We start from the raw sequence: 24,614 nt of genomic DNA, 5'->3' as shown, positions 1-24,614 counted from the left end.
TAATTCCACTCATGGAAAAGCTTTACCAGTACTTCGAAAACATACCCCGCAGCAGGGCGGAAACCATTGTACTGGTATTGGCAGGAATACTCTGCATCACTTCGCTGCTCAACTTACTTTTCATTTCTGACAAGCTTCGCACCTTGCTCGACAACCAGCTTTACTTTATAAGTATGGTGTTCCTAGTATACCTGTGCTGGCTTGTGTTTCTGTACTTCCTGCAAAAGCGGGACCCGATACAACTTGAGCACCTGAGTTTGCGTGGCACGGATGTCACCAGAGGGCTGTCTGTGGGAGCCATCTTATACATTGCCGTGACGGTCGCACTGGCGATCGGTGTTCTGATAGGACTAGAAGGCTTAGCGGTGCACGCTAAATTTGCAGCTGTTGAGGCGACTGCCAGAACATTAGGGGTTTTCACGTTCAACATTATGCTCAACGCTTTTGTAGAAGAGCTGCTGTTCAGGGTATATCTGATACCGCAAACCTACCTGCTACTTCGGCAAAAAATAAGTTCTAGGTTGGTAGCTCTACTACTCGCCGTACTTTTCACTCAGCTGCTATTCGCCATAGTTCACCTCCCTAGAGATCTTTTCCGATATAACGTTGCCATCACCACCATCATCAGCACACAGGCGCAACTGTTTATGAGCGGTGTGATACTGGCTTTGGTATACCTGAGAACCAGAAATCTTCTTTTCCTGACCTTGTTTCATGCTTTTATGAATTATGGTCTGCCTGTGATGGGCACGGAGTCCGACTTTAAGCTATACTATATGATCGCCGCCTTTGCTGTCACGGTTTTCTGGAGCAAGTTACCCTTGAGACACAGCTAGATATTCATAGTGTGGGGTAATCTATTATTACGTAGTAGCCCAACATGGTGTAAATGGTATCATCCGCTGCCATCTATACCACGCCCCTACTCCTCACCCAGATCTTTCAAGGGTTCCGTCAGGAAATCATTGAAGGGCTTCACCGCTTTGAAAGCTTCCAGCACCACGTTCATGAAGTCTTTGCTGAGAACCACCTTGTCCGGCAATGGCATCACAGCGTTCCAGCTTTTGAAGCGCAGGTACTCGATGGCCGGATTGTCCTTGTCGTACCCTTTGGGAGTTGTCTTGAGCTTTTCCCCCTGTATGCTACCGAAGCGTTTTTTGAAGTCAGGAGCCTGAATAATGCGCTCCAGCTCGTCCATGTTATAGTCAATCTCCTGACGCACTGCTTTGAGGTAGTCAGCGGGCGGCATCCACAGACCACCGGCCACAAAGGAATTGTTGTTGGCAGCCAAGTGCAGGTAGTAACCCGGCAGGATGGACTTGCGCCCACCTTCGGCTATGTAGGCCCCAAAGTGGTCTTTGTAAGGGCGCTTGTCGTTCGAGAAACGCACATCTCGGTAAATGCGAAACACCAAGTCCTTCCCTTTCTGCCCGATCGCCACCGGCTCAAAAAGGGCCATCTCTTCCATCAGTTCATCCAGAAAAGTCAGGTAATCTTTTCGGGCCGCATCGTAGCGCGGTTTGTTTTCCTGAAACCATTCGCGGTTGTTGTTTTTGGTAAGGTCCTCCAGAAATTGAATGGTGCTCTTTTCTATGATTGTCGCCATGGGCTGCTGGGTTGTTATACTAAAACTCTGATGATCGCCTTTTATACTGCCAAGATAACCGCTTTGTTTGTGAATTTGTGGGCATTCCCTCTATACCCGCTGTCCTGACTCACACAAACTACAAATATACAGGGCCTTAAGGTCTTTTGATTAGCTGCTGGACCACCTGATTACGTATACAAAGTAGTGTAAAAAACACCCCACGGTCATGTCACGCCTACTCTTTTTGCTGTTGATCTACCTATCCCCATTCGGGGTTCTGGGAGGGGATTCTACGGAGGTGTGGCTGATGGCTTCAGACCAGAAGCAGCAGATTAGGCAGGCCATTGAACAGTATGAGGTGATCAACTCCAGCACATGGCACTCCCTCCCTACTAAGTTGCTACTCCGGCCCGGCGACTCCAGCGAGCATGTGCCATACCTGCGGGCCAACCTCTTGCTCACAGCCGATCTACTCCAAGCAGACGCGCCGGTCGATTCGCTACGCTATACCCGCGCGCTGGCTGCCGCGGTGGTGCGGTTCCAGACAAGGCATGCGCTGAAGGCTGATAGCATCGTGGGGCCCCGTACAGTGGCGGCCCTCAACGTTTCTCCGGCGCAGCGTATCCGCCAGCTACAGAACAGCCTCGACCGCTGGGAAGCTTTTAGCAGCGGCATTAGTCAGCCTTACATCGTCATTAACATACCGGATTACTCCCTGCGCCTGATCGATTACAACATGGTACTCCTGCAAATGCGCATCATTGTGGGCAAGCCAAATCTGCCTACGCTCGTTAACCAGACCGAACTGCATACCATTGTTTTCAACCCCTCTTGGTACATCCCACACTCCATTGCCTCCAAAGAGATTCTGCCTATTATTAAGCGCAATCCGGCTTATTTGGAAAGTCGCGACATGGAGCTGTTCCGCCCTTCCGCTTTGGGCGGCTGGCATAAAATAAACCCTTGGAAAATTGACTGGAGCGAGGTGAACGCCTCTAACTTTGACTTCAGGATCGTGCAGGTTACCGGGGAGCACAACGAGTTGGGTTATATGAAATTCCTTTTCAACACCCGCGTGAGTCAGTACTTGCACGACACCAAAGACAGACATCTGTTCTCGCTCGATAGGCGGGCTTTCAGCCATGGCTGTATCCGGCTGCAAAACCCGGAGGATCTGGCGCTATACCTGCTACGGGAGCGCACCGGGCTGTCTGACCATCGCATTGAACGCATCTTAGAATCTGACAAGCCCGAGTATTACATCCGCCTCAAAGAACCCATCCCGTTGCTCATCGTCTACATGACGGCATGGGTAGACGACGACTTAGGCGTGCAGTTCAGGGAGGATATTTATGGCAAGGATAAACTCGAGAACGTGTCGCTGGGGCGGTGAGTTAAGCAGGCCAGTTGTCCTGTAGGTCTTCCAGTTTGTCTATATCCGAGAGGTAGGGAAGTAGGGTATGGCTCAGATGCAGTCGCTCTATGTCGTAAAGGGTGTCGGGGAAAACATGCTCCGTGCTCCAGCGCTTGTTCCGGAAAAACTCCGGATGCAGGTGTTTCATACCGAGCAGGTAGTAGCCTCCGTCCAGCGCTGGGCCAATCACGACTTCGTGCGTTTTCAATTCCTCAAAGGCTTGGTTGATAATGTCGGAGGTCAGTTGGGGGCAGTCGCTCCCGATGATCACCACGGAGGTATAGCCTTCGGCAAAAGCCACCTCAAAGGCCATCTTCATCCGCTCTCCCAAGTCACCGTCCGGCTGTAGTTTCTTCTTATAGTATTGCCGTGGCCAAAGGTCCTCTTCCTCTACTTTCCCGGCGTAATACACCACTTTGTCCATAGGCAACGATTGCGTAATATCGCGGGTATGGCGCAGCAGGTGCAGGTAGATATCGAGGGCGGTTTCGGGGCCCACGCTGGCGGCGAGGCGCGTCTTAACCTTTCCCAGTTCCGGGTTGCGGACAAACAGCATCAGCAGATTTTTCTCACTCATATACTTTCTCTCCTTTGCGCAGCCAAATTCCCCAAGAGCGGGAATGGCCATGTACCTTGTTTGTTTTGCCATGCGCAGCATATACCGGCTTGCCTTGATTCACCCACTCAAACAGGCCTCCATACAGATTTTGAACATCAGTATACCCAGCCGCCTGCAGATTTTCGCCCACTTGTTCACTGCGGTAACCAACAGAGCAATACACCACAATCGGTGTGTGCTTGTGTATGTCCTGCAACTGCCGCACATCAAACTGGGCATAATCCACGAACCTCGCTCCTTTAAGATGGCTGACGCGGTATTCTTTTTCTGAACGGGTATCGAGCAACACAAGTTGGGTCGTTTGGGTCTTCTTCTTCTGAAGTTCCTCTGGACTAATGAGCGGCACAGAGCCGCTGTATAATCCCTTGAGAAAAAGCGCATAAGCTTGGTCGTGCAAATTTCCGCAGGACTGCAAAAGAAGTAACAGGCAGAAAAACACAGACAGGTATAGGGAACGAGACATAGACAAAGTATAGCTTGACTATTAGGTGGTTTCGCCACCGCAGCTTGATCCGGCTCCGGCCGTGCAGCCATAGCAATGCTGGTTCAGCATGATCGCGCGTTGGTCCAGTCGACCGAGATGGAAGTCGCGGATGTGCTGCGGAGCACCGGTCTGAACTTTCAGTTCGAGCATCTGGTTGAAGTCGCAGTCGTAGAGGAAACCGTCCCAGCCCACCGAAATGGTATTGCGGCACATCACGTTAGCCGCCGCAACAGGGTTAAAGGCGTTCACCAGTTTCTCCATATACCTGCTGTAGTTTCCGCTTTCTATCAAGTAGTCAAGGTAACGACTTACGGGCAGGTTGGTAATACAGAACAGGTTGTTGAACACCACGCCATAGCCTGTCTGCAACCGGCGCTTAAATTCCGCCTCCAGCGACTTCTGGCCAGCTGGCAAAAAGGCTCCCGACGGATTATACACTAAATCGAGCTGCAGACCGCTCCCCTCCTGCCCATAGCCCACCTCGTTGAGCAGTTGCAAGGCCTTGATCGACTTCTCGAACACACCGTCGCCGCGCTGCGCGTCGGTGCGTGAGGCGGAGAAATAAGGAAGTGAGGAGACTACTTGTACCTGATGTTCTTTAAAAAACAGCGGCAGGTCGTGGTATTTTTTGTTAGCGAGAATGATGGTGAGGTTGCAGCGCACGATTATCTGTCGCCCCAAAGCCGAAAGCCGCTCCACAAACCACCGGAAGTCAGGGTTCATCTCTGGAGCGCCGCCGGTTAGGTCCACTGTAGTTAGTTGGGGGTATTGCGCCAGCGCATCGAGGCAGAGCTGCATGGTCTCGCGGGTCATGATCTCCTTGCGGTCCGGGCCAGCGTCCACGTGGCAGTGGCGGCAGGTCTGGTTGCACATCTTGCCCACGTTCACCTGCAGGATCGTGGCACCTGTTGGCCGAAGCGGAAAGAGCCCGTGCTCATCCAGCCGCGTCCCGAAAAAGGGAAACTCCCCCTCCTCCGTGCTCGCGTGCTGCAGCACATCAAGCTGGAAGGCAGGGTTGGCAAACTGGTGCTTTTGCGCCTTAAGCGACTTGACAGGTATAGCCATACCTTACATCGTCAGTTCCTTAATCTTATTCATCATCTGCACACCGTGTACCAGCGCGGCACCACCTTTAATGGCGGCGGCTACATGCACAGCCTCCATCATCTGGTTTTCGTCAGCGCCTTTCTCCAAACAGTCAGAGGTATAGGCATCGATGCAATAAGGGCATTGCACGGCATGCGACACGGCCAGTGCGATCAGCGCTTTTTCCCGCTCCGTCAGGGCGCCCTCTTTAAACACCTCGCCATAGTAGTCGAAAAACTTGCGGCCCATCTCTGGCTGAAGTTCAGAGATGTTCCCGAACTTCTTGAGGTCCGCAGGATTGTAATAGGTATTTTCCATAAAAAGATAAAGTCTTATTTACAGTAAAGGTAACAAGTAAACAATGCAGGTGTTGCTTGTTTTTAACTAAGTGTGTATACGGGGGATTCCTGATTGCAAAGGATGGTAGTCAGCTGCCTGCTGAGGGTATGGTATACGGGCAGCGCCTCCAGTTGCTGCCTGAGATCGGCACTGGAGTCCACATCCGCCTTCTCTTCGAGGAGTGTCAGGCGGCCCATGCTGGCTTGCATTCGGTAAGAATAAAGCACAAGTTCATTGAGGAGTTCTGCTGTTTGCCAGTTCAGCATGGAAAAGGCCCCCAGATCGAAACAATCAATGTGTAGCCCGATCAGATAGGCGCCTCCGTCCGTAGCGGGTCCTACTACCACAGGGCTTTTGCTCAGCGCCTCTTGCGCCAGCATCAGATCCGTTGGGCTGAGCGTTAGGCAGTCCGATCCAATGCAGATGACACGCTGGTAGCCAGCCGCAAAAACCTCCTGAAAAGCGTTGGCCAGCCTTTCGCCGAAGTTCGCCCCGATCTGCCGTTCTGATAAAATAGGCATCACCGGGAGCCCGGAGCTCTTGGCTACACACAACGTATTCTGTAGCAGTGCTTCAGCGATTTGGCTATTCACCTCCACCTGATAAGACTCAGAAAAGTTCTTATACCCTACCTCCTCCTCGGCCGTATAGGCGAACAGCAAAACAGCGGTATCGTGAAGCAGCGTATCCAAGGTATTTTAAGTTATTTAAAGTATTATCTTAATGCGGATAGGTGCGGCCTATCACATTTTCTAGAACACTTCTGGGGCAATTTAACTATTATTAGACTATATAAAAGGGAATATTTGCAAAAGAAGTAACCATAAACGCAAAAAACCGCAAATAGTACTATTTAAACACATGATTTGGCAATTAATTGATTTTACCAATTAGTTCGTAGACGCACTTTTCAGAGCTTCCGTATATTTACAGCATACCTAAACAGACCTACAGCACATGGCGATACAAACAATAAACCCGGCTACCGACGAAGTCATCAAAACTTTTCAAGCGCACTCTGCTGCTCAAGTAGAAGAAAAATTGAAAGCGGCAGACAAGGCTTTCGATAACTGGAAGAGAACAAGCTTTGAGGAGCGGGCCAAGCACATGCTGCGCTGCGCCGAAATACTGGAGCAAGACGCCGAGAAGTATGGCCGCATCATCACACTGGAAATGGGCAAACCACTGAAGGACGCCACTGCCGAAGTTCAGAAATGCGCCAAGGTGTGCCGCTACTATGCAGATAACGCCGCCGACTTCCTGAAAGACGAGGAGGTTGTATCAGGAGCGAGCCGCAGCCTGATCGCCTACGAGCCGCTGGGCGTGGTACTGGCCGTGATGCCGTGGAATTTTCCGTTCTGGCAGGTTTTCCGTTTTCTTGCCCCTGCCCTCATGGCCGGTAACGTGGGCGTACTCAAACATGCCTCCAACGTGCCGCAGTGCGCACTGGCCATTGAGGAAATCATTCACAGGGCCGGCTTCCCGAAGGATGTGTTCCATACCCTGTTGGTGGAGTCAAAAGCCGTTGACGCGATCATCGAGAACTCCATCGTAAAGGCCGTTACCCTGACCGGCAGCGAGGGAGCCGGCTCCAAAGTGGCCGAAAAAGCTGGGAGCGAGATCAAGAAGACCGTGCTCGAGCTGGGAGGCAGTGACCCCTTTATTATTCTCGATGACGCTGACTTGGAAGAGGCTGCTTCTGTAGCCGTGAAATCCCGCATGGTGAACACCGGCCAGAGTTGCATAGCCGCCAAGCGCTTCATCGTGCTGGAAAGTATAGCCGATGCTTTTTTGGGGAAGATGAAGGAGAAGATGGAGTCCCTACGAACCGGTGATCCGCTTACCGATACCTGCGACTACGGTCCGCTGGCCCGCAAAGACTTGGCCGAGGAGTTGGAGCAGCAAGTACGGGAATCTGTTGAGAAAGGGGCCAAAGTAGTACTGGAGGGCGGCCGTGAAGGCAAAGACTCTGCTTACTTTAAACCGATGATCATCCAAAATCCCAAGCCGGGCTCTCCGGCCTACGAGGATGAATTATTTGGCCCGGTGGCCATTGTGTTTGTGGTAAAAGACGAAGAGGAGGCCATCCGAATAGCCAATGACCACCGATATGGTTTGGCAGGCACCGTGTTTACCGGCGACAAAGAGCGCGGCCTGCGTGTTGCCCGGCAGGTAGAGACAGGTGCCATGTTTGTCAACGCGATGGTGGCCTCTACACCTGAAATGCCTTTCGGAGGCATCAAAAAATCAGGCTATGGCCGCGAACTCTCCTACATCGGCATACGCGAGTTCACCAATCAGAAGAGTATTTGGATTAGCTAAATATACCCCACCATCTTATAGACCACAAAGCCCGTCACTTCATGGATGAGGCGGTGCCAGAGCCGGAAGGCGTCGGGGTTGGGTATAAGCAATTCGTCGGGGGTAAAGCGGATTTCTGAGGTATAGAAATCGGCTGGAAAAATGTCCGTCTCTACGCCAGCCTTGTCAAAGCAGGCTTTGGAGCGGCGCATGTGGAAGGCCGAGGTAACGAGCAAACGGCGCTTCAGCTCGGGATGTTTCTGTAGCAGGTCGCCTGTATAAATGGCATTCTGGTAGGTGTTGTCACTGCGAGTCTCCGTGAGGATGTCCTCTCCCGGCACACCGGCCAGCAGCAGTATCTCTTTCAGCATCTCCGCCTCGGGCCTGCGGTCCATGGCCACAGTGCCGGTTCCGCCCGTTATCAGAAACTTGTCCACTTTGCCCATGCGGTAGAGTTTGAGCGGGTGCAGAAAGCGGTCGGCTCCCTGCCTTGTATGCACTCGGTCCTGCGCGAATTCCCGCGTTTCCGTCACGCCGGTCAGGATGATGGCTACGTCGTAGTGTCCAACTTCCTTCAATGGCACGCTTTCCTTTTCCCATGCCCGCATGCTGACATTCGCCAAGAAAGGATTGGAAAACACCAGCAGCAGCACCGTAGCCGCCACTAGGATGATGCGTCGCCACTTAGCCGATTTCAGGAAAATTGCCAGCAAGAGCAGTACTGCAATCCAGATGATGGGCATCAGGAAATACTGCAGCAGCTTTGAAAGGACAAAAAACATAGCGGTTTGTCAGGTATGGGAGATGCCGCAAAGGTATAAAAGCCGCTGCATCCCTGAAAGGCTATACCTTAAAAGAAGCGCCTGAACACCCAGAGCAGTAGCGAGAGCAGGATGCTCACCAAGATCATACTCATGATCGGCATATAAAAGCGGAAATTCTTGCGCTCCACCCGTATGTCGCCCGGCAGGTTGCCAAACCAGCCCAGCTTGTCGCCGGCCAGCCAGAAAACCAAGCCGATCACAACAATCACGATACCTATGAGCACAATGTATTTTCCGAGTGGCTGCATATTGTCTAGTAGCTGTCCTATACTATTTTGTAATTCCGATACTCGCCTATTCTATGCCCTGTCACACTTTCGATGGCGCGTTTGAATTTATCTTTAAACTTAAAACGGTTTCTGCTCAGATCATGGCTGAATTTCCAGTTTCGAACAGCAACCCGTTCGGACATTACTGCAGGATGGCTCTCTTTAAACAGGCTGAGCGCATCTATACCTGTATAATCGAAGGCATCTGCTTTGGCTATGTTCTTTTCCACCCAATCATCAGAATGCCAGAGCTTGTTGAACGACTCTAACTTCCCTTGCATCGCTTTTGGTTCTTTCACCCAGCCATAATGGTAGATGTGCGCATCAATTAGCGCCACGTTTAGCTTCTGGTTCTTTCCTTTTCTGAAACCCTGCGCATCGCGGTAAGAGTAGATATCCTTGCGGTTGCGCACGACCCGAATCTCACGTCTATACCACCCAAGCGACTCCCCCACATAATCGTAAGAGCCATAAAAATGCTTGTACTTAAAGAGCAAGCCATCCACCTTTGGATTGTCTTTGTGCAGCAGCATCGCATTCCGGACAGTATCCAAATACTTTTCATGCATTACCTCATCGCCCTGTATGTAAAAGGCCCAATCCGAATCCTCGGCCACTGCCGCAAAGGCTTTGTCTGTTTCGACGGCCAGCACGCGTCCTCCCTCACGCAGGGAGTCATCCCATACGGTTTCAATTATTTTGATCTTAGAGGAATCAATGCTTTTAATCAATTGCAGGGTATCGTCTTCTGAATTACCTACCGCCACGACCACTTCATCACAAATCGGAAGAATAGAGCGAATGGCTTCTATGATGGGGTAATCATACTTAATAGCGTTTCGGACGAAGGTAAAACCACTGACTTTCATAATGGGTTGAATCTGGTGCTAAGGGAAAAATAAGGTGTCAAAGTTACTAAACTTGTAGACATCTGCATTCGGATTTAAGTGCCAAATGGCGTAAATTTGAATGTTAGAGTTACCTTAAAATAAGCCTATACCTTGAAAGTCTGCATTGCTGAGAAACCGAGTGTCGCCCGTGAGATTGCCAACGTGATTGGTGCCAAAACCAGAAAGGACGGCTACTATGAGGGCAATGGCTATCAGGTAACGTGGACTTTCGGCCACTTCTGCACGCTGCGCGAACCCGACGACTACCGTCCCGAGTGGAAACGCTGGAGCCTCTACGACTTGCCCATGCTGCCTGAAAGGTATGGCATCAAGCTGATGCAGGACAAAGGCGTGGTGCAGCAGTTTAACATTATTAAAAAGCTGCTTGACAATGCCGAAGAGGTGATCAACTGCGGTGACGCCGGGCAAGAGGGGGAAGTGATCCAGCGCTGGGTGCTCACCGAGGCAAACTACCGCAAACCTTTCAAGCGCCTCTGGATCTCCTCACTTACCGAGGACGCCATCCGGCAGGGTTTTGCCCGACTGCGCGAAGGCTCTGAGTTTGACTCGCTTTACCAAGCCGGCAAGAGCCGTGCTATCGGCGACTGGTTGTTGGGCCTCAACGCCACCCGGCTTTTCACGCTCAAGTATGCGCAGGGCCGGCAGACACTCTCCATCGGACGGGTGCAGACCCCTACCCTCGCGATGATCGTGAACCGCCACCACGAGATTGCCAACTTTGTACCGCAGGCTTACTGGGAGCTCAAGACGGTGTACCGTGACACCACTTTTTCGAGCACCAACGGCCGCTTCCATAAAGAGGAAGAAGGTCAGAAGATACTCGAAGCCATCCAGCAGGATGAGCTCACCATCACCGACATTGAGATTAAGAAAGGTACCGAGAGTCCGCCCAAGCTGTTCGACCTGACCTCACTGCAGATCGAGTGTAACAACAAGCTGAGCATGTCAGCCGACGAAACGCTCAAAACCATCCAGAGCCTCTACGAGAAAAAAGTGGTCTCCTACCCGCGTGTGGACACCGTATTTCTGCCGGATGACATTTACCCGAAAATACCGGGCATCCTGCAGGGCCTCACTAACTATCAGAGTGAAGTGGCCCCTTTGCTGCAGAGCAAAATTCGGAAGAGCAAAAAGGTGTTCAACAACAACAAAGTAACCGATCACCACGCCATTATACCTACAGGGGCACAAGCCAGTTTGTATGGTCGTGAGGCCGATGTTTACGACATCATTACGCGCCGCTTTTTGGCCGCTTTCTACCCGGACTGTATCGTGAGCAACACCACCGTGATGGCGGAGTCGGCGGGCTATACCTTCCGGGTGCGCGGCAAGCAGATTCTGGAGCCGGGCTGGCGGGTGCTCTATGGCGCGGAGGATGTAAAATCAGATAGCAACACCGGTAAGGACGGCAAAGAGGAAGAGGAAACAGCCGGCATACTGCCCAACTTCGAGAAAGGAGAGCACGGCCCGCATGCGCCATTACTCGATAAGAAATGGACCAATCCGCCGAAAGAATACACCGAGGCGACCCTGTTGCGCGCCATGGAAACAGCCGGCCGCCAGATGGACGATGAGGAACTAAAAGAAGCGCTGAAAGAAAACGGTATTGGGCGTCCTTCTACCAGAGCGGCCATCATCGAAACGCTGTTCAAGCGCCAGTACATCCGCAAAGACAAAAAGAAGATCATACCTACCCAAATGGGAATCGACCTTATTGGTGTGATCCGCAACCAGACGCTGAAGTCGGCGGAGATGACCGGGCAGTGGGAGCGCAAGCTGCGCCAGATAGAAGGGGGCTCCTTTAAGGCCGAGGCTTTTCTGCAGGAGTTGCAGGAATTTGTGGTGAGCCTAGTGCAGGAAGTGAAGTACGACAAAGCCACCGTGACCATGGAGGCGCAGCCAGAGCCCGCTCCTGCCAAAGGCGGAAAAGAAAAAGCCGTAGCTAAAAAACCAAAGGCTGCAGCAGAGGCTATACCTAGTAAAGGCCTCGGCGCCTGCCCTGCCTGTGGCGAAGGGCATATCCTCAAAGGTTCCAAAGCCTATGGCTGCATCCGATTCAAAGAAGGCTGCCGCTTCCTGATCCCTTTTGAACAGCAGGGCAAATCCCTCACCGACAAACAGATCACCGCCTTACTTAGCAAAGGCAAGACCCCGGTTATAAAAGGTTTTAAAGACGAGCAGGGCAACAGTTTTGACGCCACACTAAAACTGGACGGCAATAAGCAGGTAGTGCTCGAGAAAGCGGAGAAAGCACCGGAGGTGGATCCCTTCGCGACATGCCCACGGTGCCAGCAGGGCAGCATGCTCAAAGGCAAGACCGCCTATGGCTGCAGCCGCTTCCGGGAAGGCTGTCAGTTTGTAGTGCCTTTCGAGATGGGCGGAAAGCAGCTCTCTGAAAAACAGATCGGCACATTGCTGACCAAAGGCAAAACCGGCAAGATAAAAGGGTTCACTTCGGCCAAGACCGGCAACAGTTTCGACGCGGCCCTGACCATCAATGACAATTGGCAGGTGGTATACCTTCTTAATTAATTTAGCTAAACTTTTCTGCGCTATTTCTTACCCTGCTCTTTTACTGAGAAAAGAATCTCTGTAGAAGCTTCATTTGTGCGGAAATCTATAGCGTTTATTTTAAGCGTATAATCGCCTTGTTTTAGTTCGGACACATTCAGCACCGTATCGATCTCGAGAATTTTCTTCTCAGGGAACGCGCTGAAGTTGATGTAGTCAACCCCTGTCCCATTGTCACGCACGCTTACACGCAGTTCCTTCAACTTGTCTTTATCGGTGGCGGTGAGCTTCACACGCAATCCATCAGACTTAGAGAGTGCTTGGTTCTGAGTAGGATTCCGGATAACTAAATACGGTTTTGAACCATCTGGCTGCAGGCTCCCATCCTCAAACACATCCTCACACGCTGTTAACGAAGCAACAGCTACCAACGAGGCCAGCAAAGTTTTAAATTTCATTAAATAGGTATTAGTAATAAATCAAAAACGAGCGGCAAGTTACTAATTCACACCAATTTATAAAAACAATAACACCAATAATATACAAATTCAATACTACTAACATCTGTTAAACCCTGCTTTCCAAAACTCATCAATCACATACTTTCAAGCAATTACCCAACCTACACTTAACAAGTCGCATTTAAACCGTCTTTACAAAATTACATTTTTACTATATATCTACAGTTGCTTTTTCAATATATTCATACCACAAATAATTTCACTGATATTCTCTCAATAGCACAATTTATTTTCTATCCGCAGCCTCTTCTTCGCTCATTAAGTTCATTCATAACTTATAGGCATTAGAGCCGTAAAAAATACCGTTGCACCCTAATTTCAGGGGGCACATTGAATTGTTCTTTTAATAAAACCTAAAACAAAAAAAGCTATGAGAAGCTATGAAAATCTGGGTTCAAACCCATACAATGACAACTACAGGTCCGAAAGCAGAGGATCTGGCAGAAACTATTATTCTGGTGAGTACGATCCGACTAGCCGCATAAGAAGCTCTTACGGAAGTGAGTCTTCCGGCAGAAGCGATTCCTCCCGCATGGGCGGCTTCGGCAGCGGACGCGACACACACGCCTCATCTGGCTATGGCGGCACTTCATCTTACGGCCGTTCAGCTGGCAGTTCTAACTACGGTTCAGGTTCAAACTACGGCTCGGGTTCCAACCGCCGTTACAGCAGCGGCAGCGATTGGGATTCTTCTAACCGCAGCGGTGACCGCGATGCATGGGACCGTGGTTCTGATGAGGTAAAATCTTGGTTTGGCGATGACGACGCCGAGCGCAGAAGAAGAAGAGACGACATGCGCGATCGCAGCAGTGACAGCTACCGCTCAAACCGTGGCTACAGTGGCTCCGGCTCCTCTAACTATGGTGGCTCCAACTACGGCTCCGGATCATCTAACTATGGTTCAGGCTATGGCTCAGGATCGTCATCAAACTACGGTTCTGGCAACTATGGCTCTGGATCATCCAACTACGGTACCGGCTCATCGAACTACGGTTCTGGCTCAACTGGCTACGGCTCATCTGGCTATGGCTCAAGTAGCTACGGCAGTGGCTATGGCAGTGGCAGCAACTATGGCTCGTCTAACTATGGCAGCCGACGCTCTTCCAGCGATTGGGATAGGGACAGAGAAGATCATGAAAGAGGTTTCTTCGACCGTGCCGGCGACGAGGTAAAGTCTTGGTTCGGTGACGAGGAAGCAGAGCGCAGAAGAAGAAGAGACGAAATGCGCGATAGAGAGCACGACAGCGACTACAACAGCCGCTACAGAACCCATACCAGCTACGGTAACACCTACAGTGGACCTCCGTACTCCTATGGTTCATCATCTCGCAGAGATTACGAATGGTAGATAGCAGGCACACGGCTTATAAGCCGCTAACCTGATATTAACCTGATACTATACCTAAAAAGCCCGGTCCCTAAAGGCCGGGCTTTTTTGCATTAAAAAAATAGCACAATTTATATATTTCCTCCATTGACCGGTTATTACCTTCTCGCTAACTTCACCCCTTTCAATCCAACCAAAATAAATTGTTTTCCTATGAAAAGAACCTTACTGGTTTTATGCTCACTCATGTTGCTGTCAGGCGCTGGTTTCGCTCAGCAAATGGGCTTTAAGGGTGGCGCCACTTACACAACCTTTAATGGTCCTGATGCCGACAACTACAAGTACAGAGTTGGGTATACGGGCGGTATTTTCCTGCAGAAGCACATCAACAACATGATGGGCCTGCAACTAGAGGCGCTCTATACCTCCAAGGGCGCACGCCGCGAGATTTACATCGGGGACAACCTGCAGTCTGCCGAAGTGTTTAAGCTGAACTACATTGATGTGCCGGTGCTTTTCCATGTGTCGGCCAGCGGTCTGTTCTTCGACCTAGGTCCACAGGTTTCCTTTATCTACAGCGCAAGCCACGTTCATGAGCTGCACTCCAACGCAGGCGACAAAGTAGTCACGACTAAGACTGACATCTCAGATAACCCCTATACCATCGACTTCGCCTACGTAGGCTCACTAGGCTACCGTGCCGGCAACGGCTTGGGTCTGGAGGTACGCTACACCGGCGGCTTAAAGAACATTGATGACGAAGGATTTTTTGCAGATAAAGAGCGTCGCAATGCTGGCTTCAGCCTTATGCTGAGCTACCTGCTGGGCCACTAGTCTCTTCAAACTTCTTTTATAAAAACAAAACCCCCGCATTTGCGGGGGTTTTGTTTAAACTAGGTATGTATTAGGGAAATTGTAGGTAGTAGTATGTCTTTTTTCTATCTGCTAGCTCTGGAGTAGGCTATAGATATGCTCATATCGTTTAATTGAACCGTCATTTTCCAGCGCATTCAAGTCTTTGAGGTAACCCTCTTTGATGTCGTAAACCAAACCGTACAGCTTTGGCGGTTCATCGGTCTGCATGGCGTTCTGAATGATCGAAGTCTTCGAGAGGTTATGCACCTGCTCGATCACGTTCAGCTCCACCAAACGGCGCAAACGCGCTTCTTCATCATCAATTGCCAAGAACTCCTTCTCATGCAGGCGAATCACGTCTTTGATGTTGCGCAGCCAGTTATCAATCAGACCGTACTGTTTATTACCAGCCGCCGCAGCCACACCGCCGCAGCCATAGTGGCCGCACACGATAACCACTTTCACCTTGAGCACTTCCACAGCGTACTGCAGCACCGATAGCAGGTTCATGTCTGTGTGCACGACCATATTGGCGATGTTGCGGTGCACGAACATTTCGCCCGGTCCTGTACCCGTAATTTCATTGGCCGGCACGCGACTGTCTGAGCAGCCGATAAAAAGGTAACGTGGCTCCTGACCTAAAGCCAGCTTGTTAAAATAGTCCTTGTCCTCATTGAGCTTTTGCTCAACCCACTTCTTATTATTCTCAAATATTTTCTTCATAGTCTCTTTTAAACGCTTTGTCTGCTAGTGCATATCCAGTACAGAAACTTCCTTTACATTGAGCACTTCCACAAATATACCACGTTCATGGGCTGTTTCCTTGAATGCCTGTATAGCTTCCAGCACATCATAATCAATGTACTCCGAATTTTCACCGTCAATGATCACATGGGTGTTGTCTGGCAATTGCTCCAGTGTGAGCACGATACTCGCCTTGTTTAGGAACGATACGTGTTCGCTTAGCTTAATGCGGATAATATCCTTATCACGCTGCTCTTCTTTGTGATAGAAGTAGGGCGACTTGTAGTTGGCCTTCAGGATATAGAACACGCCTACCGCCAGACCGATCAGGATACCAACCAGCAGGTCGGTGAACAGGATGGCCACCACCGTCACCACAAAAGGGACAAACTGTTCGTGACCTAGTTTGAACTGCCCTTTGAACAAGGTTGGCTTCGTCAGTTTAAAACCTACCATGAGCAGCACGGCGGCCAAAGCTGAAAGCGGCACTTGGTTCAGGAAACCAGCTAGGAAAAGCACGGCAAGCAGCAGGAACACACCGTGTATAAAGGCAGACATTTTCGTTTTACCACCGGCGGCAATATTAGCGGAGCTTCGCACAATCACCGCAGTCATTGGGATACCGCCCAGCATACCGGCAATGATGTTACCCACGCCCTGCGCCTTCAATTCGCGGTTGTTAGGCGTGCGGCGTTTATGCGGGTCCAGCTTATCAACGGCCTCCACACTCAGCAAAGACTCCAGACTGGCAATGATCGCGATGGTGAAGGCCACCACGTATAGCGACGGATTGGTCAGTTGCTCAAAAGCCGGAAAGCGAAGTTCGTTCCCCAACGCCTCTGCACTGGTAATTTCCGGCAGGTTTACCAAGTGCGTGCCTGCAATGGCTAGCTCAGGAAAATAGTTAATAAACAGATAGTTGATACCCACAGAACCGATCACCACGATCAGGGCGCCCGGCACGAGCTTGAACAGTTTGATGCGTTTCATGAAGGGCTGCTCCCACAGAATCAGCACCGCTAGCGACAGAATACCAATAATAAGGGCTCCTACCTGAATAACACTGAAGGCGTGAAAAATCTCGGTAAACGTGTTGCGACCATCCGCTTGGAGGAAGTTCATTTCGCCGAAAAAGTCATCGTCGGCACCCATGAAGTGCGGAATCTGCTTTAGAATGAGGATCAGACCGATGGCGGCCAGCATCCCTTTAATAACGGAGGAGGGAAAGTAGAGACCAATAACACCGGCTTTGAGAAAACCGAGCGCCACCTGCAGAACACCCGCCAACACGACGGCCAGCAGGAAAGCCTCATAAGACTGCAGCGTCTCTATACCATTGAGTACAATCACGGTCAGGCCCGCGGCAGGACCACTCACACTTAAATGCGAACCGCTTAGCCACGACACGACCAAACCACCGACAATACCCGTCACAATACCGGCGAACAGCGGTGCGCCGGACGCTAAGGATATACCAAGGCAAAGCGGAAGGGCAACTAGGAATACAACTAAGCCAGCCGGAATATCTTTCCCAAGGCTGGCTATGTAATTTGGCTTAAAAGCAGTGTTCTTCATAAAAAGGTGAGCAAGTAAAATCAGGTGAGCAATTAAAAAAGGTTTTCCAACTCATATCCCCGCGCCAGCCTGTTAAGGCCGACTGCAGGAACACAAGTCAGAATACTCACCTTATGTTTACAAATGTACGGGAGGGGTATTAAGCCAATATTAAAACGACATTAAAATTAAATTAAAATGCGTTTTTAGCTGAAATCACACCAATTGCCTGCGGCAATCTGAGTGTTACAACCGTACCTTCGTTCACTTTCGAATCAATGGAAATAGAGCCTTTGTGCAGTTTGATGATACTCTCCGTAAGCGGCAGCCCGATGCCGTGACCGGTGATGTTGCGCACACTGTTGGCTCTGAAAAATGGCACAAACACATGTTTCAGGTCGTGTGGCTCGATCCCCAAGCCCTTATCCGCCACCTGCAGCACTACCTCTCTGCTGTCGGCTGACAAGCGCACGGCAGTAGACTCCCCTTTCGGCGAAAATTTGGCGGCGTTCTCCAGTACATTCACAATAGCGATAAGCAGCAGCGCGTCATTTCCTTTCACGATCAGGCGATCCTCATCGTCGGGCAGGTTTGCAAAATCGATGTCGAACAGCGCACTCGGGTGCCGTTTCACTGCCTGTTCGTGGGCCATCCATAGGAGTTCATCGAAACGCAGCTGCTCCAATTTGATTTTGGAGGTGTCCACGCTGGCTTGAGCTATCTGCAGCAGACCATTCGACAGCTCTGCCAGCAAACGGGCGTCTTCCAGAATCGAGGCGAGCACCCGCTCGTATTCTTCAGCTTCACGCGGTTTCATCAGCGCCACTTCCAACTCCCCTATCATAGCCGTGAGTGGCGTGCGCAGCTCATGAGAGGCGTTTGATACAAAAGTGCTCTGCATCTCGAAAGCCAATTCGAGACGGTCCAGCATTTTGTTGAAGGTTTGGGTTAAGTGCGAGAGCTCGTCTTTGCCATCGGCATTGCTCAGGCGCAGGTGCAGGTCGGAGGCGCTGATCTTCTCCACCTCGCTCACGACTTTGGTGATTGGGCGCAGGGCCTCCCGGGCAAAAGCCCAGCCCGCCAGCAGGACCACCACCATCGAGCCCAGAAAACCCACAATCAGGATGATCTTGAGGTGCTGCAGTTTGCGCAGGCTGTAGGCGTCCACGGAAGAGGAAAGCACCACAAAGTTCCCCTCGTTGTCTTCATACAGAATGCCCACCACTTGGCGCTCGTCCTGTGTGTACTGCACCATTCTCTCGCCCTTCACCCGCTCCAAAATATCTGGCTTCACCTCCAATTGGCCCTCGCCATCCGAAAACAACAATGTGCCGTCTTCCCGGTAAATGCTCACCATCTCAAAGGGCAGCACCCGAAAGTAGCGGATCTGGTTGTTGCGGCGGGCCCGCTCACTTACCTCATCCGCATCCAGCACGTGCGCCGCCGTGTCATAGGCACGCCCCTCAATGCGCTTGTAAAAATCATCAAGCCGGTAGAGAGAGGTGAAGTAGTAGATCACCAGTGAGAACAGAACGAGAATAAGGGCAAAGATGCCGGCGAACTGCAGGGTCAGCTTATTCCGAATGGTCATGCGTCATCCTCCTTGAGCACGTAGCCCATACCCACCAAGGTATGGATCAGTTTACCCGAATGGCCTTTATCAATTTTCTTGCGCAAAAAGTTAATGTATACATCGATCACGTTACTGCCTGTATCGAAGGAGGTCTCCCATACGCTTTCCGTGATGTCGACCCGAGAAACCACCCTGCCGCGGTTGCGGAGCAGGTAGTGCAGCAGCGAAAACTCCCGCGCCGTCAGGTTAACGGGTTTGCCGGCACGAGTCACCGTTTTGCTGCCCAAATCCATCTCCAAGTCGGCTATGGTCAGCTTCTCACTGGCGCCGCTCTCACCCACCCTGCGGGTAAGCGCCCGGATGCGGGCCAGCAGCTCCTTAAACTCAAAGGGCTTGGTCAGGTAGTCATCGGCTCCCGCGTCAAGCCCGGTAATCTTGTCATCGGTAGCGCCGAGGGCTGTCAGCATCAAGATAGAGACCAGCGGTTTCTTCTTACGGATGGCGCGGCAAACCTCCAAGCCATTCATGTTAGGGAGGATAATATCCAGTATGATCAGGTCATATTCATTCTGGAGGGCCAGCTTCAGGCCAAAACTGCCATCATAGGCTTGCTCCACTTCATAGGCCTGTTCCTCCAACCCTTTTTTGATAAAGGAGGCTACTTTGGGTTCATCTTCTACCAGCAGTATTTTCATGTTTCCTGTCACCTGTGTTGGTTTTATGAGGGCAAGATACGATTAATGGGGAATAGTGCACGTCACCGCTTTGCTTTGCGCCATTATCTGTTTACTTTAGATAAAGACAAACAGTTTATGGCACACGATCACCACCAGCACGGAGGCCACGGCCATCATCACCACGCCGGCGACAATATCAAGGTGGCGTTTTTTCTGAACCTTGGTTTTACCTTCATCGAGGTGTTTGGGGGGCTCTGGATCAACAGCATGGCGATTCTGTCCGATGCCTTGCACGACTTTGGCGATTCGCTCTCTCTTGGTATGGCTTGGTATTTTAACAAGCTCTCACACAAAGGGAGCGACCAGCATTTCTCCTACGGGTATAAACGATTCTCGCTGCTCGGTGCGGTTATCAATTCGATGGTGCTACTGCTTGGCTCGGGTATCGTGCTCTGGGTATCAGTGCCGAGGCTGTTAAACCCCGAACCGGTGCATGCGCCGGGTATGATCGGTTTTGCGGTGCTGGGCGTCTTGGTGAACGGTGCTGCGGCCCTGCGCCTCAAAAAGGGAGAGTCGCTGAATGAGCGGGTGGCCATGCTGCACCTGTTGGAGGATGTGCTGGGTTGGGCGGCGGTGCTGGTGGGCGGCGTTTTGCTTTACTTCTTCGACTGGCCCATCATCGACCCCCTTCTTTCAATCCTCATCACTGCCTTCATACTTTACAACGTCGTACGCAACCTCCGCAAAGGCCTGCAGATACTCCTGCAGGGTACACCCGCCAACATCAGCCTAAGTGATGTCCGGCAGAAGCTCGAGCTCATGCATGAGATACGCTCAGTACACGACCTGCACCTCTGGACCTTGGACGGCATCAGCCATGTGCTTACCCTGCACGCGGTGGTAAACGAAAACGTGAATCTAGTGGAGGCCCATGAACTGAAGAACCGCATACGCGATGCGATGCAGGCCGCGCACATTGACCATGTGACCGTGGAGTTTGAACTACCGGGGCAGGAATGCAGTCAGGAGCATTGCACGCCGGAAGACACCACTTAGTTCTGATTGAGCTGCACCGCTTGGCGCACCAGTTCGCTGAAATACTCCTCGTCTATGTCGTCTAAGGTGCGCAGTTTGATGTGGGGCAGCTGCCCGTTGCGACTCACGAGGCGTTTGCCCGTGTCCGAAAGCTCTTTGCCTCGGAAGAAGCCGAAATGCAGACCACTGCGCGAAGAGGCGAAGTAGCAAACCGGTCCGTAAAAGAAATAGCATGGGTTTTCCCAGCGTACGCACTCCTCTAAATGAGCGGCGGTCTGGTTAATGATGCGTCGCACTGCCTGCGCCAGTAGCTGTCTTTCAGGTGAAAGCTTATCGATGTACTCGTCGACTTGGTTGGTGGATATCTTGCTTCTCATACAGGGTATGTATTGGCCTCTTTGGCCGGAGCCGTTAATTTACAGCTAAATATACATATCTTTTAATATTGGAGCAAATATTCTATTTTTCCCCTGTGGTTTGTTTGCCTTCAACAGGCAGTCTATAAGCGGCATTTTCAGCATGTTATACGCTGCTAACTAATTTACACCATCTCCAAGTGCTGCAGCAGGCGCTCTTCCAATTCGTCGAGCTGGCAAAAGCCGCGCGCCAGCAGCTCGGGGCCCATGCCCCCCTCCAAGTATACGCTCGGCAGATCGGTCACGCCCATCATCTGCACAAACTCAAACTCCTTTTCCGTCGCTTCAATTATTTCCTCGGCCTCAAACAAGGTATAGAACAGATTCTCGTTGATGCCAAAGGGCCGCACCACTTGAGCCAGCACCTGCGGATCGGTAAGGTTAAGGCCATCGGCGTAAAAAGCGGAGTGCAGGGCCCGGAGGACCTCCAAGGTAAGGGCCGGCCGCAGCCGTCGCACCACGTGCAGGGCGCGGGAGGCGGGCTCCGTATCGTACACAAAGTCCTTCTGCACAAAAAAACCGTAGTTAAAAGGCAGACTGGTGCGCTCCTGCACCCGGTGCCAGCTTACAGCCATACGCTCCCGCTGTTCGTGCGACAAAGGCTCGCGGTTGTAAGGATGCAGCCCCCCGGCAATGACCTCCACGGATAGCCGTCCGTGCCAGAGGGCCCGCAAACGGCGAATCACCTGCGTAAAGCCATAGCACCACGCGCACATGGGATCGGTAACATAAAGTAGAACGGGGTTATAAGGACTGTTTACCATAGGCTCATACATTGTTGCATTAGTTTACCGCATTAGGGCCCGAATGGTTCAGGCTTTAGGTATAGATCATCTTCACGGTCATGCCGCCATCCACCACCAGATGCTGCCCCGTAATGAAGCCCGCCCTGTCAGAGCACAGGAAGAGGGCGGCTTCGGCAATGTCCCGCGGCTCCCCTACCCGCCCTACCGGGTGCTGTTCTTTGTCTTCACGGGTGTGCTTGGGTTCATAGCGCTGGCTCTCCTTCTGCCAAGGACCCGTCTCGATCCAACCCGGGGCAATGGCGTTCACCCGGATGCGGTCCGGTGCAAGGCTGACGGCCAGCGAATGCGTGAGCGCCTCCAAGCCACCTTTGGAGGCGGAATAGGCGAAGGTGTTGGGCTCCGACATAAAGGCCCGGGTGCTGGTAATGTTCAGAATGGCGGGGTGCTCCGCCTGTCGCAGCAAGGTCAGCCCGTATTTGGCGCAGAGCACAGGGCCGCGCAGGTTCACAGCTAGCACACGGTCAAACTCCGACAGCAGCATCTCCTCCAAATCTCCTATGAAAGGATCAGCTATACCTGCATTGTTCACCAGCGCATCCAGTTGGCCGTGCTTGTCTTTCACCTCCTGCATCAAGGCGGCTACTTCGTGCTCGGCACCCACATCGCAGCGTATAAAACTGGCCTTGCGCTTTGCACTTTTCAGACCCTTAAGGGCTTCCTCGCCGGCTTCCGCGTCGGCATCGGTCAGTATCACGGTGGCGCCCGCCTCCGCAAAGGCATGCGCCATGCCCAGCCCTATACCTTGAGCCCCGCCCGTTACAAGTACCACCTTGCCTTTATAGTAACTCATGTTTTTTCTATTTCCCTATTAGCGTTCTGTCCCTTCGCTATGCCAAGGTATAGCAACAGCGGACCCGCTGCCGGGCCGGTGTTCTACCTGTGCCACGCAGCGGGTCCGCCTAATATATGCGAAATAAATTACCTTTTCTCCAGTTGGCGCTTCAGCTTGTCTTCCACGTTCTTCAGTAGCTCGTACCAGTTATCGCCGCTATCCTCTGCAAAGGCGTCGTTTCCGGGTATACCCACGCGCATGCTAATTTTTTTGGAGTCGGTGGCATGGTTGGCCTCTTCTTTAAAGTACACGTCCACGGAGTCTATTTTCTTGGCATGGCGCTTCAGTTTGGTAATGGCCGTGCGGATGTTCTGCTGAATATCGTCCGAAATGTTGATGTCCACGGCCTGCACATCGATCTTAATGCCTTCAAAGTTTTCTGTATAATTCATCTTCTTTCTATTGGGTTAAACTTGAATGAGAAAGGCCTTCCGGCACAGCTTCTCAGATGCTGATTTTAAACGGAGGCTTCGCGTTAAGGTTTGCCCCACCATACCACAGATTGAAGGCAACATCAGGGCGGCAAGGTGCGTTTTTTAGGATGTTCACCCAATTCTAATCGATATGCTGCAATTACCATACAATTGGCTGACCGAAGGTCTACTGGACTTCGAATACAAGAAATACCGGTTGCTGGCCTATCTGCAGACCGCACGCTCCGAATTCGGACAGCAGCGGCTATACCCTGTTTTCTCTGACCTGATTATGCACTACCGCAACCTGCAGCAGGTGCGGGAACACAAAAAGCTGGTGTACGAGTCCTTTCCTCAGAAAATAACACGCGCCGATTTCGAGAGGCTGGAACTGGTGTATGAAAAGATCGTAGAGGACGACGAGGCCATGCGCCAGATCGAAGAGGTGATTCAGTTCGCCGCGCCCCTCTTCTCAGAGGCCGTGAACGAGGGCAGGGAGCTGTACGACTTCATTGAGCGCCACCTCGAGATCAACCCGGTGGGCATCACGCCGATGTACTTCAACGAGGGCTACCTGTTCCTCGACGCGTTCCAGGGCAAAGAGACGCAGGTATACGTCTACCGCATCACCGTTTTTGAGAACACCTACGAGAAGTACCGGGGCATCAACACACAACTGCTGCGCACCGTCCGGCGCGGACTGGCCCAGACGCACGAGAACCTGAAGGTACAGCTCGTGAAAGAGAATCAGGAGCTGCCCAACCCCGCTACTTTTGTAGTGGTGGCCAAGGTGCCCTGCCCACTCGACAGCGCGCTGCTGCCTATTGCCAAGCGCTCCTTGGTGAAGTACGTTTCAACACTGGCAGCCTAGGCAGAATTTGTGGGGAGGCTATTATTTCCTAACTTCGAGCAGCAATTAAATGACACAGACCATCATGGAGATCAACCTCACCCGCGTAAACCAAGACTATCATTTCGAGGCCAAAGGCGCCGCTAACGTGGCCATCAACATAGACGCCAATCCCGAGATCGGCGGGCACAACGAGGGCGCTCGCCCGATGGAGCTCATGCTCATGGGACTAGGTGGCTGCAGCGCTATTGACATCATCAGCATCCTCAAAAAGCAGCGCCAGCAGATCGACAGTTTCGACATAAACGTAAAAGCCGAGCGCCAGAAAGTAGAGGAGTTCAACCTGTTCAGCACCATCCACGTGCATTTTAAATTAGGTGGCGATCTGGACGAGGCCAAAGTGCAGCGCGCCATTGAGCTGTCGCTGGAGAAGTACTGCTCCGTAGCGGCTATACTTTATAAGACTGCGACGATTACGCATTCGTTTGAGATTGTGCGTGGTTAGTATACCTTGCTCCTCTCAAGAATAAGGTCGTTTCACTCTCGAAGACTATCCCCTTGAGGGGATTATAGGGGTGTTGGGCAAGTAGCGAAAACCTATGCTTGGTGCTTTACACCCCTGTGGTCCCCTCAAGGGGACAGTTTCTCTATAAACAAAAATCTCC

Annotated in this window: 27 protein-coding genes; 9 read left to right on the top strand and 18 right to left on the bottom strand. The window is 51.6% G+C overall.

What is annotated here, in order from left to right:
* The first annotated feature begins 11 nt into the window (after positions 1–11).
* The gene (locus Q1A04_RS14920; RefSeq protein ID WP_299707591.1) at positions 12–836 is read left to right on the top strand and encodes a CPBP family intramembrane glutamic endopeptidase; all 825 of its coding nucleotides are present in this window, start codon (positions 12–14) and stop codon (positions 834–836) included.
* An 86-nt stretch (positions 837–922) separates the two neighbouring features.
* Here Q1A04_RS14920 and Q1A04_RS14915 read toward each other — a convergent pair whose 3' ends face one another.
* Positions 923–1,606 carry a DUF2461 domain-containing protein gene (locus Q1A04_RS14915; RefSeq protein WP_299707588.1) on the bottom strand — a complete coding sequence of 228 codons (684 nt, stop codon included), beginning with the start codon at positions 1,604–1,606 and terminating at the stop codon, positions 923–925.
* A gap of 208 nt (positions 1,607–1,814) precedes the next feature.
* Here Q1A04_RS14915 and Q1A04_RS14910 point away from each other — a divergent pair, with 208 nt between their 5' ends.
* On the top strand, positions 1,815–2,981 hold the full coding sequence (locus Q1A04_RS14910) for a L,D-transpeptidase family protein (protein WP_299707586.1): 1,167 nt from the start codon (positions 1,815–1,817) through the stop codon (positions 2,979–2,981).
* 1 nt (position 2,982) lies between these two features.
* Here the strand turns inward: Q1A04_RS14910 and Q1A04_RS14905 are convergent, their stop codons facing one another.
* The 5 genes from Q1A04_RS14905 to Q1A04_RS14885 form a co-directional block, all read right to left on the bottom strand.
* Positions 2,983–3,579, bottom strand: a complete 597-nt coding sequence (locus Q1A04_RS14905; protein WP_299707583.1) for a TIGR04282 family arsenosugar biosynthesis glycosyltransferase — start codon at positions 3,577–3,579, stop codon at positions 2,983–2,985.
* Positions 3,572–4,084, bottom strand: coding sequence for a rhodanese-like domain-containing protein (locus Q1A04_RS14900; RefSeq protein WP_299707581.1), 513 nt, complete (start codon positions 4,082–4,084; stop codon positions 3,572–3,574). The genes Q1A04_RS14905 and Q1A04_RS14900 overlap by 8 nt, the downstream gene beginning before the upstream one ends.
* A gap of 21 nt (positions 4,085–4,105) precedes the next feature.
* Positions 4,106–5,170 carry an arsenosugar biosynthesis radical SAM (seleno)protein ArsS gene (gene arsS, locus Q1A04_RS14895; protein WP_299707578.1) on the bottom strand — a complete coding sequence of 355 codons (1,065 nt, stop codon included), beginning with the start codon at positions 5,168–5,170 and terminating at the stop codon, positions 4,106–4,108.
* 3 nt (positions 5,171–5,173) lie between these two features.
* Positions 5,174–5,509, bottom strand: a complete 336-nt coding sequence (locus tag Q1A04_RS14890) for an arsenosugar biosynthesis-associated peroxidase-like protein (protein ID WP_299707575.1) — start codon at positions 5,507–5,509, stop codon at positions 5,174–5,176.
* A gap of 62 nt (positions 5,510–5,571) precedes the next feature.
* Positions 5,572–6,222 (bottom strand): DUF2064 domain-containing protein, encoded by a 651-nt coding sequence (locus Q1A04_RS14885; RefSeq protein WP_299707572.1) that lies wholly within the window; start codon positions 6,220–6,222, stop codon positions 5,572–5,574.
* A 265-nt stretch (positions 6,223–6,487) separates the two neighbouring features.
* On the opposite strand from Q1A04_RS14885, the gene Q1A04_RS14880 reads away from it, so the two are divergent.
* Entirely contained in the window at positions 6,488–7,852 is a 1,365-nt protein-coding gene (locus Q1A04_RS14880; RefSeq protein ID WP_299707569.1) for an NAD-dependent succinate-semialdehyde dehydrogenase, read from the top strand.
* Here Q1A04_RS14880 and Q1A04_RS14875 read toward each other — a convergent pair.
* From Q1A04_RS14875 to Q1A04_RS14865, 3 genes are all read right to left on the bottom strand, one after another.
* Entirely contained in the window at positions 7,849–8,613 is a 765-nt protein-coding gene (locus tag Q1A04_RS14875) for a YdcF family protein (RefSeq protein WP_299707567.1), read from the bottom strand. The two genes, Q1A04_RS14880 and Q1A04_RS14875, sit on opposite strands and share 4 nt — an antisense overlap.
* A gap of 68 nt (positions 8,614–8,681) precedes the next feature.
* Complete coding sequence (locus Q1A04_RS14870) at positions 8,682–8,903, bottom strand: DUF2905 domain-containing protein (RefSeq protein WP_299707564.1); 222 nt, start codon at positions 8,901–8,903, stop codon at positions 8,682–8,684.
* Between the two features lie 17 nt (positions 8,904–8,920).
* Positions 8,921–9,793, bottom strand: coding sequence for a glycosyltransferase family 2 protein (locus Q1A04_RS14865; RefSeq protein WP_299707561.1), 873 nt, complete (start codon positions 9,791–9,793; stop codon positions 8,921–8,923).
* A 132-nt stretch (positions 9,794–9,925) separates the two neighbouring features.
* Between Q1A04_RS14865 and Q1A04_RS14860 the strand changes: the two genes are divergently transcribed.
* Positions 9,926–12,367 (top strand): type IA DNA topoisomerase, encoded by a 2,442-nt coding sequence (locus Q1A04_RS14860; protein WP_299707559.1) that lies wholly within the window; start codon positions 9,926–9,928, stop codon positions 12,365–12,367.
* A 20-nt stretch (positions 12,368–12,387) separates the two neighbouring features.
* Here Q1A04_RS14860 and Q1A04_RS14855 read toward each other — a convergent pair whose 3' ends face one another.
* Positions 12,388–12,804: a hypothetical protein gene (locus tag Q1A04_RS14855; protein WP_299707556.1), complete on the bottom strand. Its 417-nt coding sequence runs from the start codon at positions 12,802–12,804 to the stop codon at positions 12,388–12,390.
* Between the two features lie 433 nt (positions 12,805–13,237).
* Between Q1A04_RS14855 and Q1A04_RS14850 the strand changes: the two genes are divergently transcribed.
* Complete coding sequence (locus tag Q1A04_RS14850; RefSeq protein ID WP_299707553.1) at positions 13,238–14,215, top strand: SWFGD domain-containing protein; 978 nt, start codon at positions 13,238–13,240, stop codon at positions 14,213–14,215.
* Between the two features lie 192 nt (positions 14,216–14,407).
* A complete protein-coding gene (locus Q1A04_RS14845) occupies positions 14,408–15,028 on the top strand; it encodes a porin family protein (RefSeq protein WP_299707550.1) in 621 nt (206 codons plus the stop codon).
* 111 nt (positions 15,029–15,139) lie between these two features.
* Here Q1A04_RS14845 and Q1A04_RS14840 read toward each other — a convergent pair whose 3' ends face one another.
* From Q1A04_RS14840 to Q1A04_RS14825, 4 genes are all read right to left on the bottom strand, one after another.
* Complete coding sequence (locus Q1A04_RS14840; RefSeq protein WP_299707547.1) at positions 15,140–15,772, bottom strand: carbonic anhydrase; 633 nt, start codon at positions 15,770–15,772, stop codon at positions 15,140–15,142.
* Positions 15,773–15,796: 24 nt separating this feature from the next.
* Positions 15,797–17,368: a SulP family inorganic anion transporter gene (locus tag Q1A04_RS14835; protein WP_299707544.1), complete on the bottom strand. Its 1,572-nt coding sequence runs from the start codon at positions 17,366–17,368 to the stop codon at positions 15,797–15,799.
* A 172-nt stretch (positions 17,369–17,540) separates the two neighbouring features.
* Entirely contained in the window at positions 17,541–18,938 is a 1,398-nt protein-coding gene (locus tag Q1A04_RS14830; RefSeq protein WP_299707541.1) for an ATP-binding protein, read from the bottom strand.
* Complete coding sequence (locus Q1A04_RS14825) at positions 18,935–19,615, bottom strand: response regulator transcription factor (RefSeq protein ID WP_299707538.1); 681 nt, start codon at positions 19,613–19,615, stop codon at positions 18,935–18,937. The genes Q1A04_RS14830 and Q1A04_RS14825 overlap by 4 nt, the downstream gene beginning before the upstream one ends.
* 117 nt (positions 19,616–19,732) lie before the next feature.
* Here Q1A04_RS14825 and Q1A04_RS14820 point away from each other — a divergent pair, with 117 nt between their 5' ends.
* Positions 19,733–20,653 (top strand): cation diffusion facilitator family transporter, encoded by a 921-nt coding sequence (locus Q1A04_RS14820; RefSeq protein ID WP_299707535.1) that lies wholly within the window; start codon positions 19,733–19,735, stop codon positions 20,651–20,653.
* Here Q1A04_RS14820 and Q1A04_RS14815 read toward each other — a convergent pair.
* From Q1A04_RS14815 to raiA, 4 genes are all read right to left on the bottom strand, one after another.
* Complete coding sequence (locus tag Q1A04_RS14815) at positions 20,650–21,009, bottom strand: DUF1801 domain-containing protein (protein ID WP_299707532.1); 360 nt, start codon at positions 21,007–21,009, stop codon at positions 20,650–20,652. The genes Q1A04_RS14820 and Q1A04_RS14815 overlap by 4 nt on opposite strands.
* A gap of 164 nt (positions 21,010–21,173) precedes the next feature.
* A complete protein-coding gene (locus Q1A04_RS14810) occupies positions 21,174–21,764 on the bottom strand; it encodes a DsbA family protein (protein ID WP_299707529.1) in 591 nt (196 codons plus the stop codon).
* Positions 21,765–21,867: 103 nt separating this feature from the next.
* Positions 21,868–22,644 carry a glucose 1-dehydrogenase gene (locus tag Q1A04_RS14805; RefSeq protein ID WP_299707527.1) on the bottom strand — a complete coding sequence of 259 codons (777 nt, stop codon included), beginning with the start codon at positions 22,642–22,644 and terminating at the stop codon, positions 21,868–21,870.
* Positions 22,645–22,772: 128 nt separating this feature from the next.
* Positions 22,773–23,078, bottom strand: coding sequence for a ribosome-associated translation inhibitor RaiA (raiA, locus tag Q1A04_RS14800; protein WP_299707525.1), 306 nt, complete (start codon positions 23,076–23,078; stop codon positions 22,773–22,775).
* 172 nt (positions 23,079–23,250) lie between these two features.
* On the opposite strand from raiA, the gene Q1A04_RS14795 reads away from it, so the two are divergent.
* Together Q1A04_RS14795 and Q1A04_RS14790 are read left to right on the top strand one after the other, a co-directional pair.
* A complete protein-coding gene (locus tag Q1A04_RS14795) occupies positions 23,251–23,970 on the top strand; it encodes a hypothetical protein (protein ID WP_299707523.1) in 720 nt (239 codons plus the stop codon).
* 64 nt (positions 23,971–24,034) lie between these two features.
* Positions 24,035–24,454: an OsmC family protein gene (locus Q1A04_RS14790; protein WP_299708828.1), complete on the top strand. Its 420-nt coding sequence runs from the start codon at positions 24,035–24,037 to the stop codon at positions 24,452–24,454.
* Positions 24,455–24,614: the final 160 nt, after the last annotated feature.

This window comes from uncultured Pontibacter sp. (assembly GCF_947499215.1).
Classification (GTDB): domain Bacteria; phylum Bacteroidota; class Bacteroidia; order Cytophagales; family Hymenobacteraceae; genus Pontibacter.
This window is presented reverse-complemented; position numbering and strand designations above follow the sequence as displayed.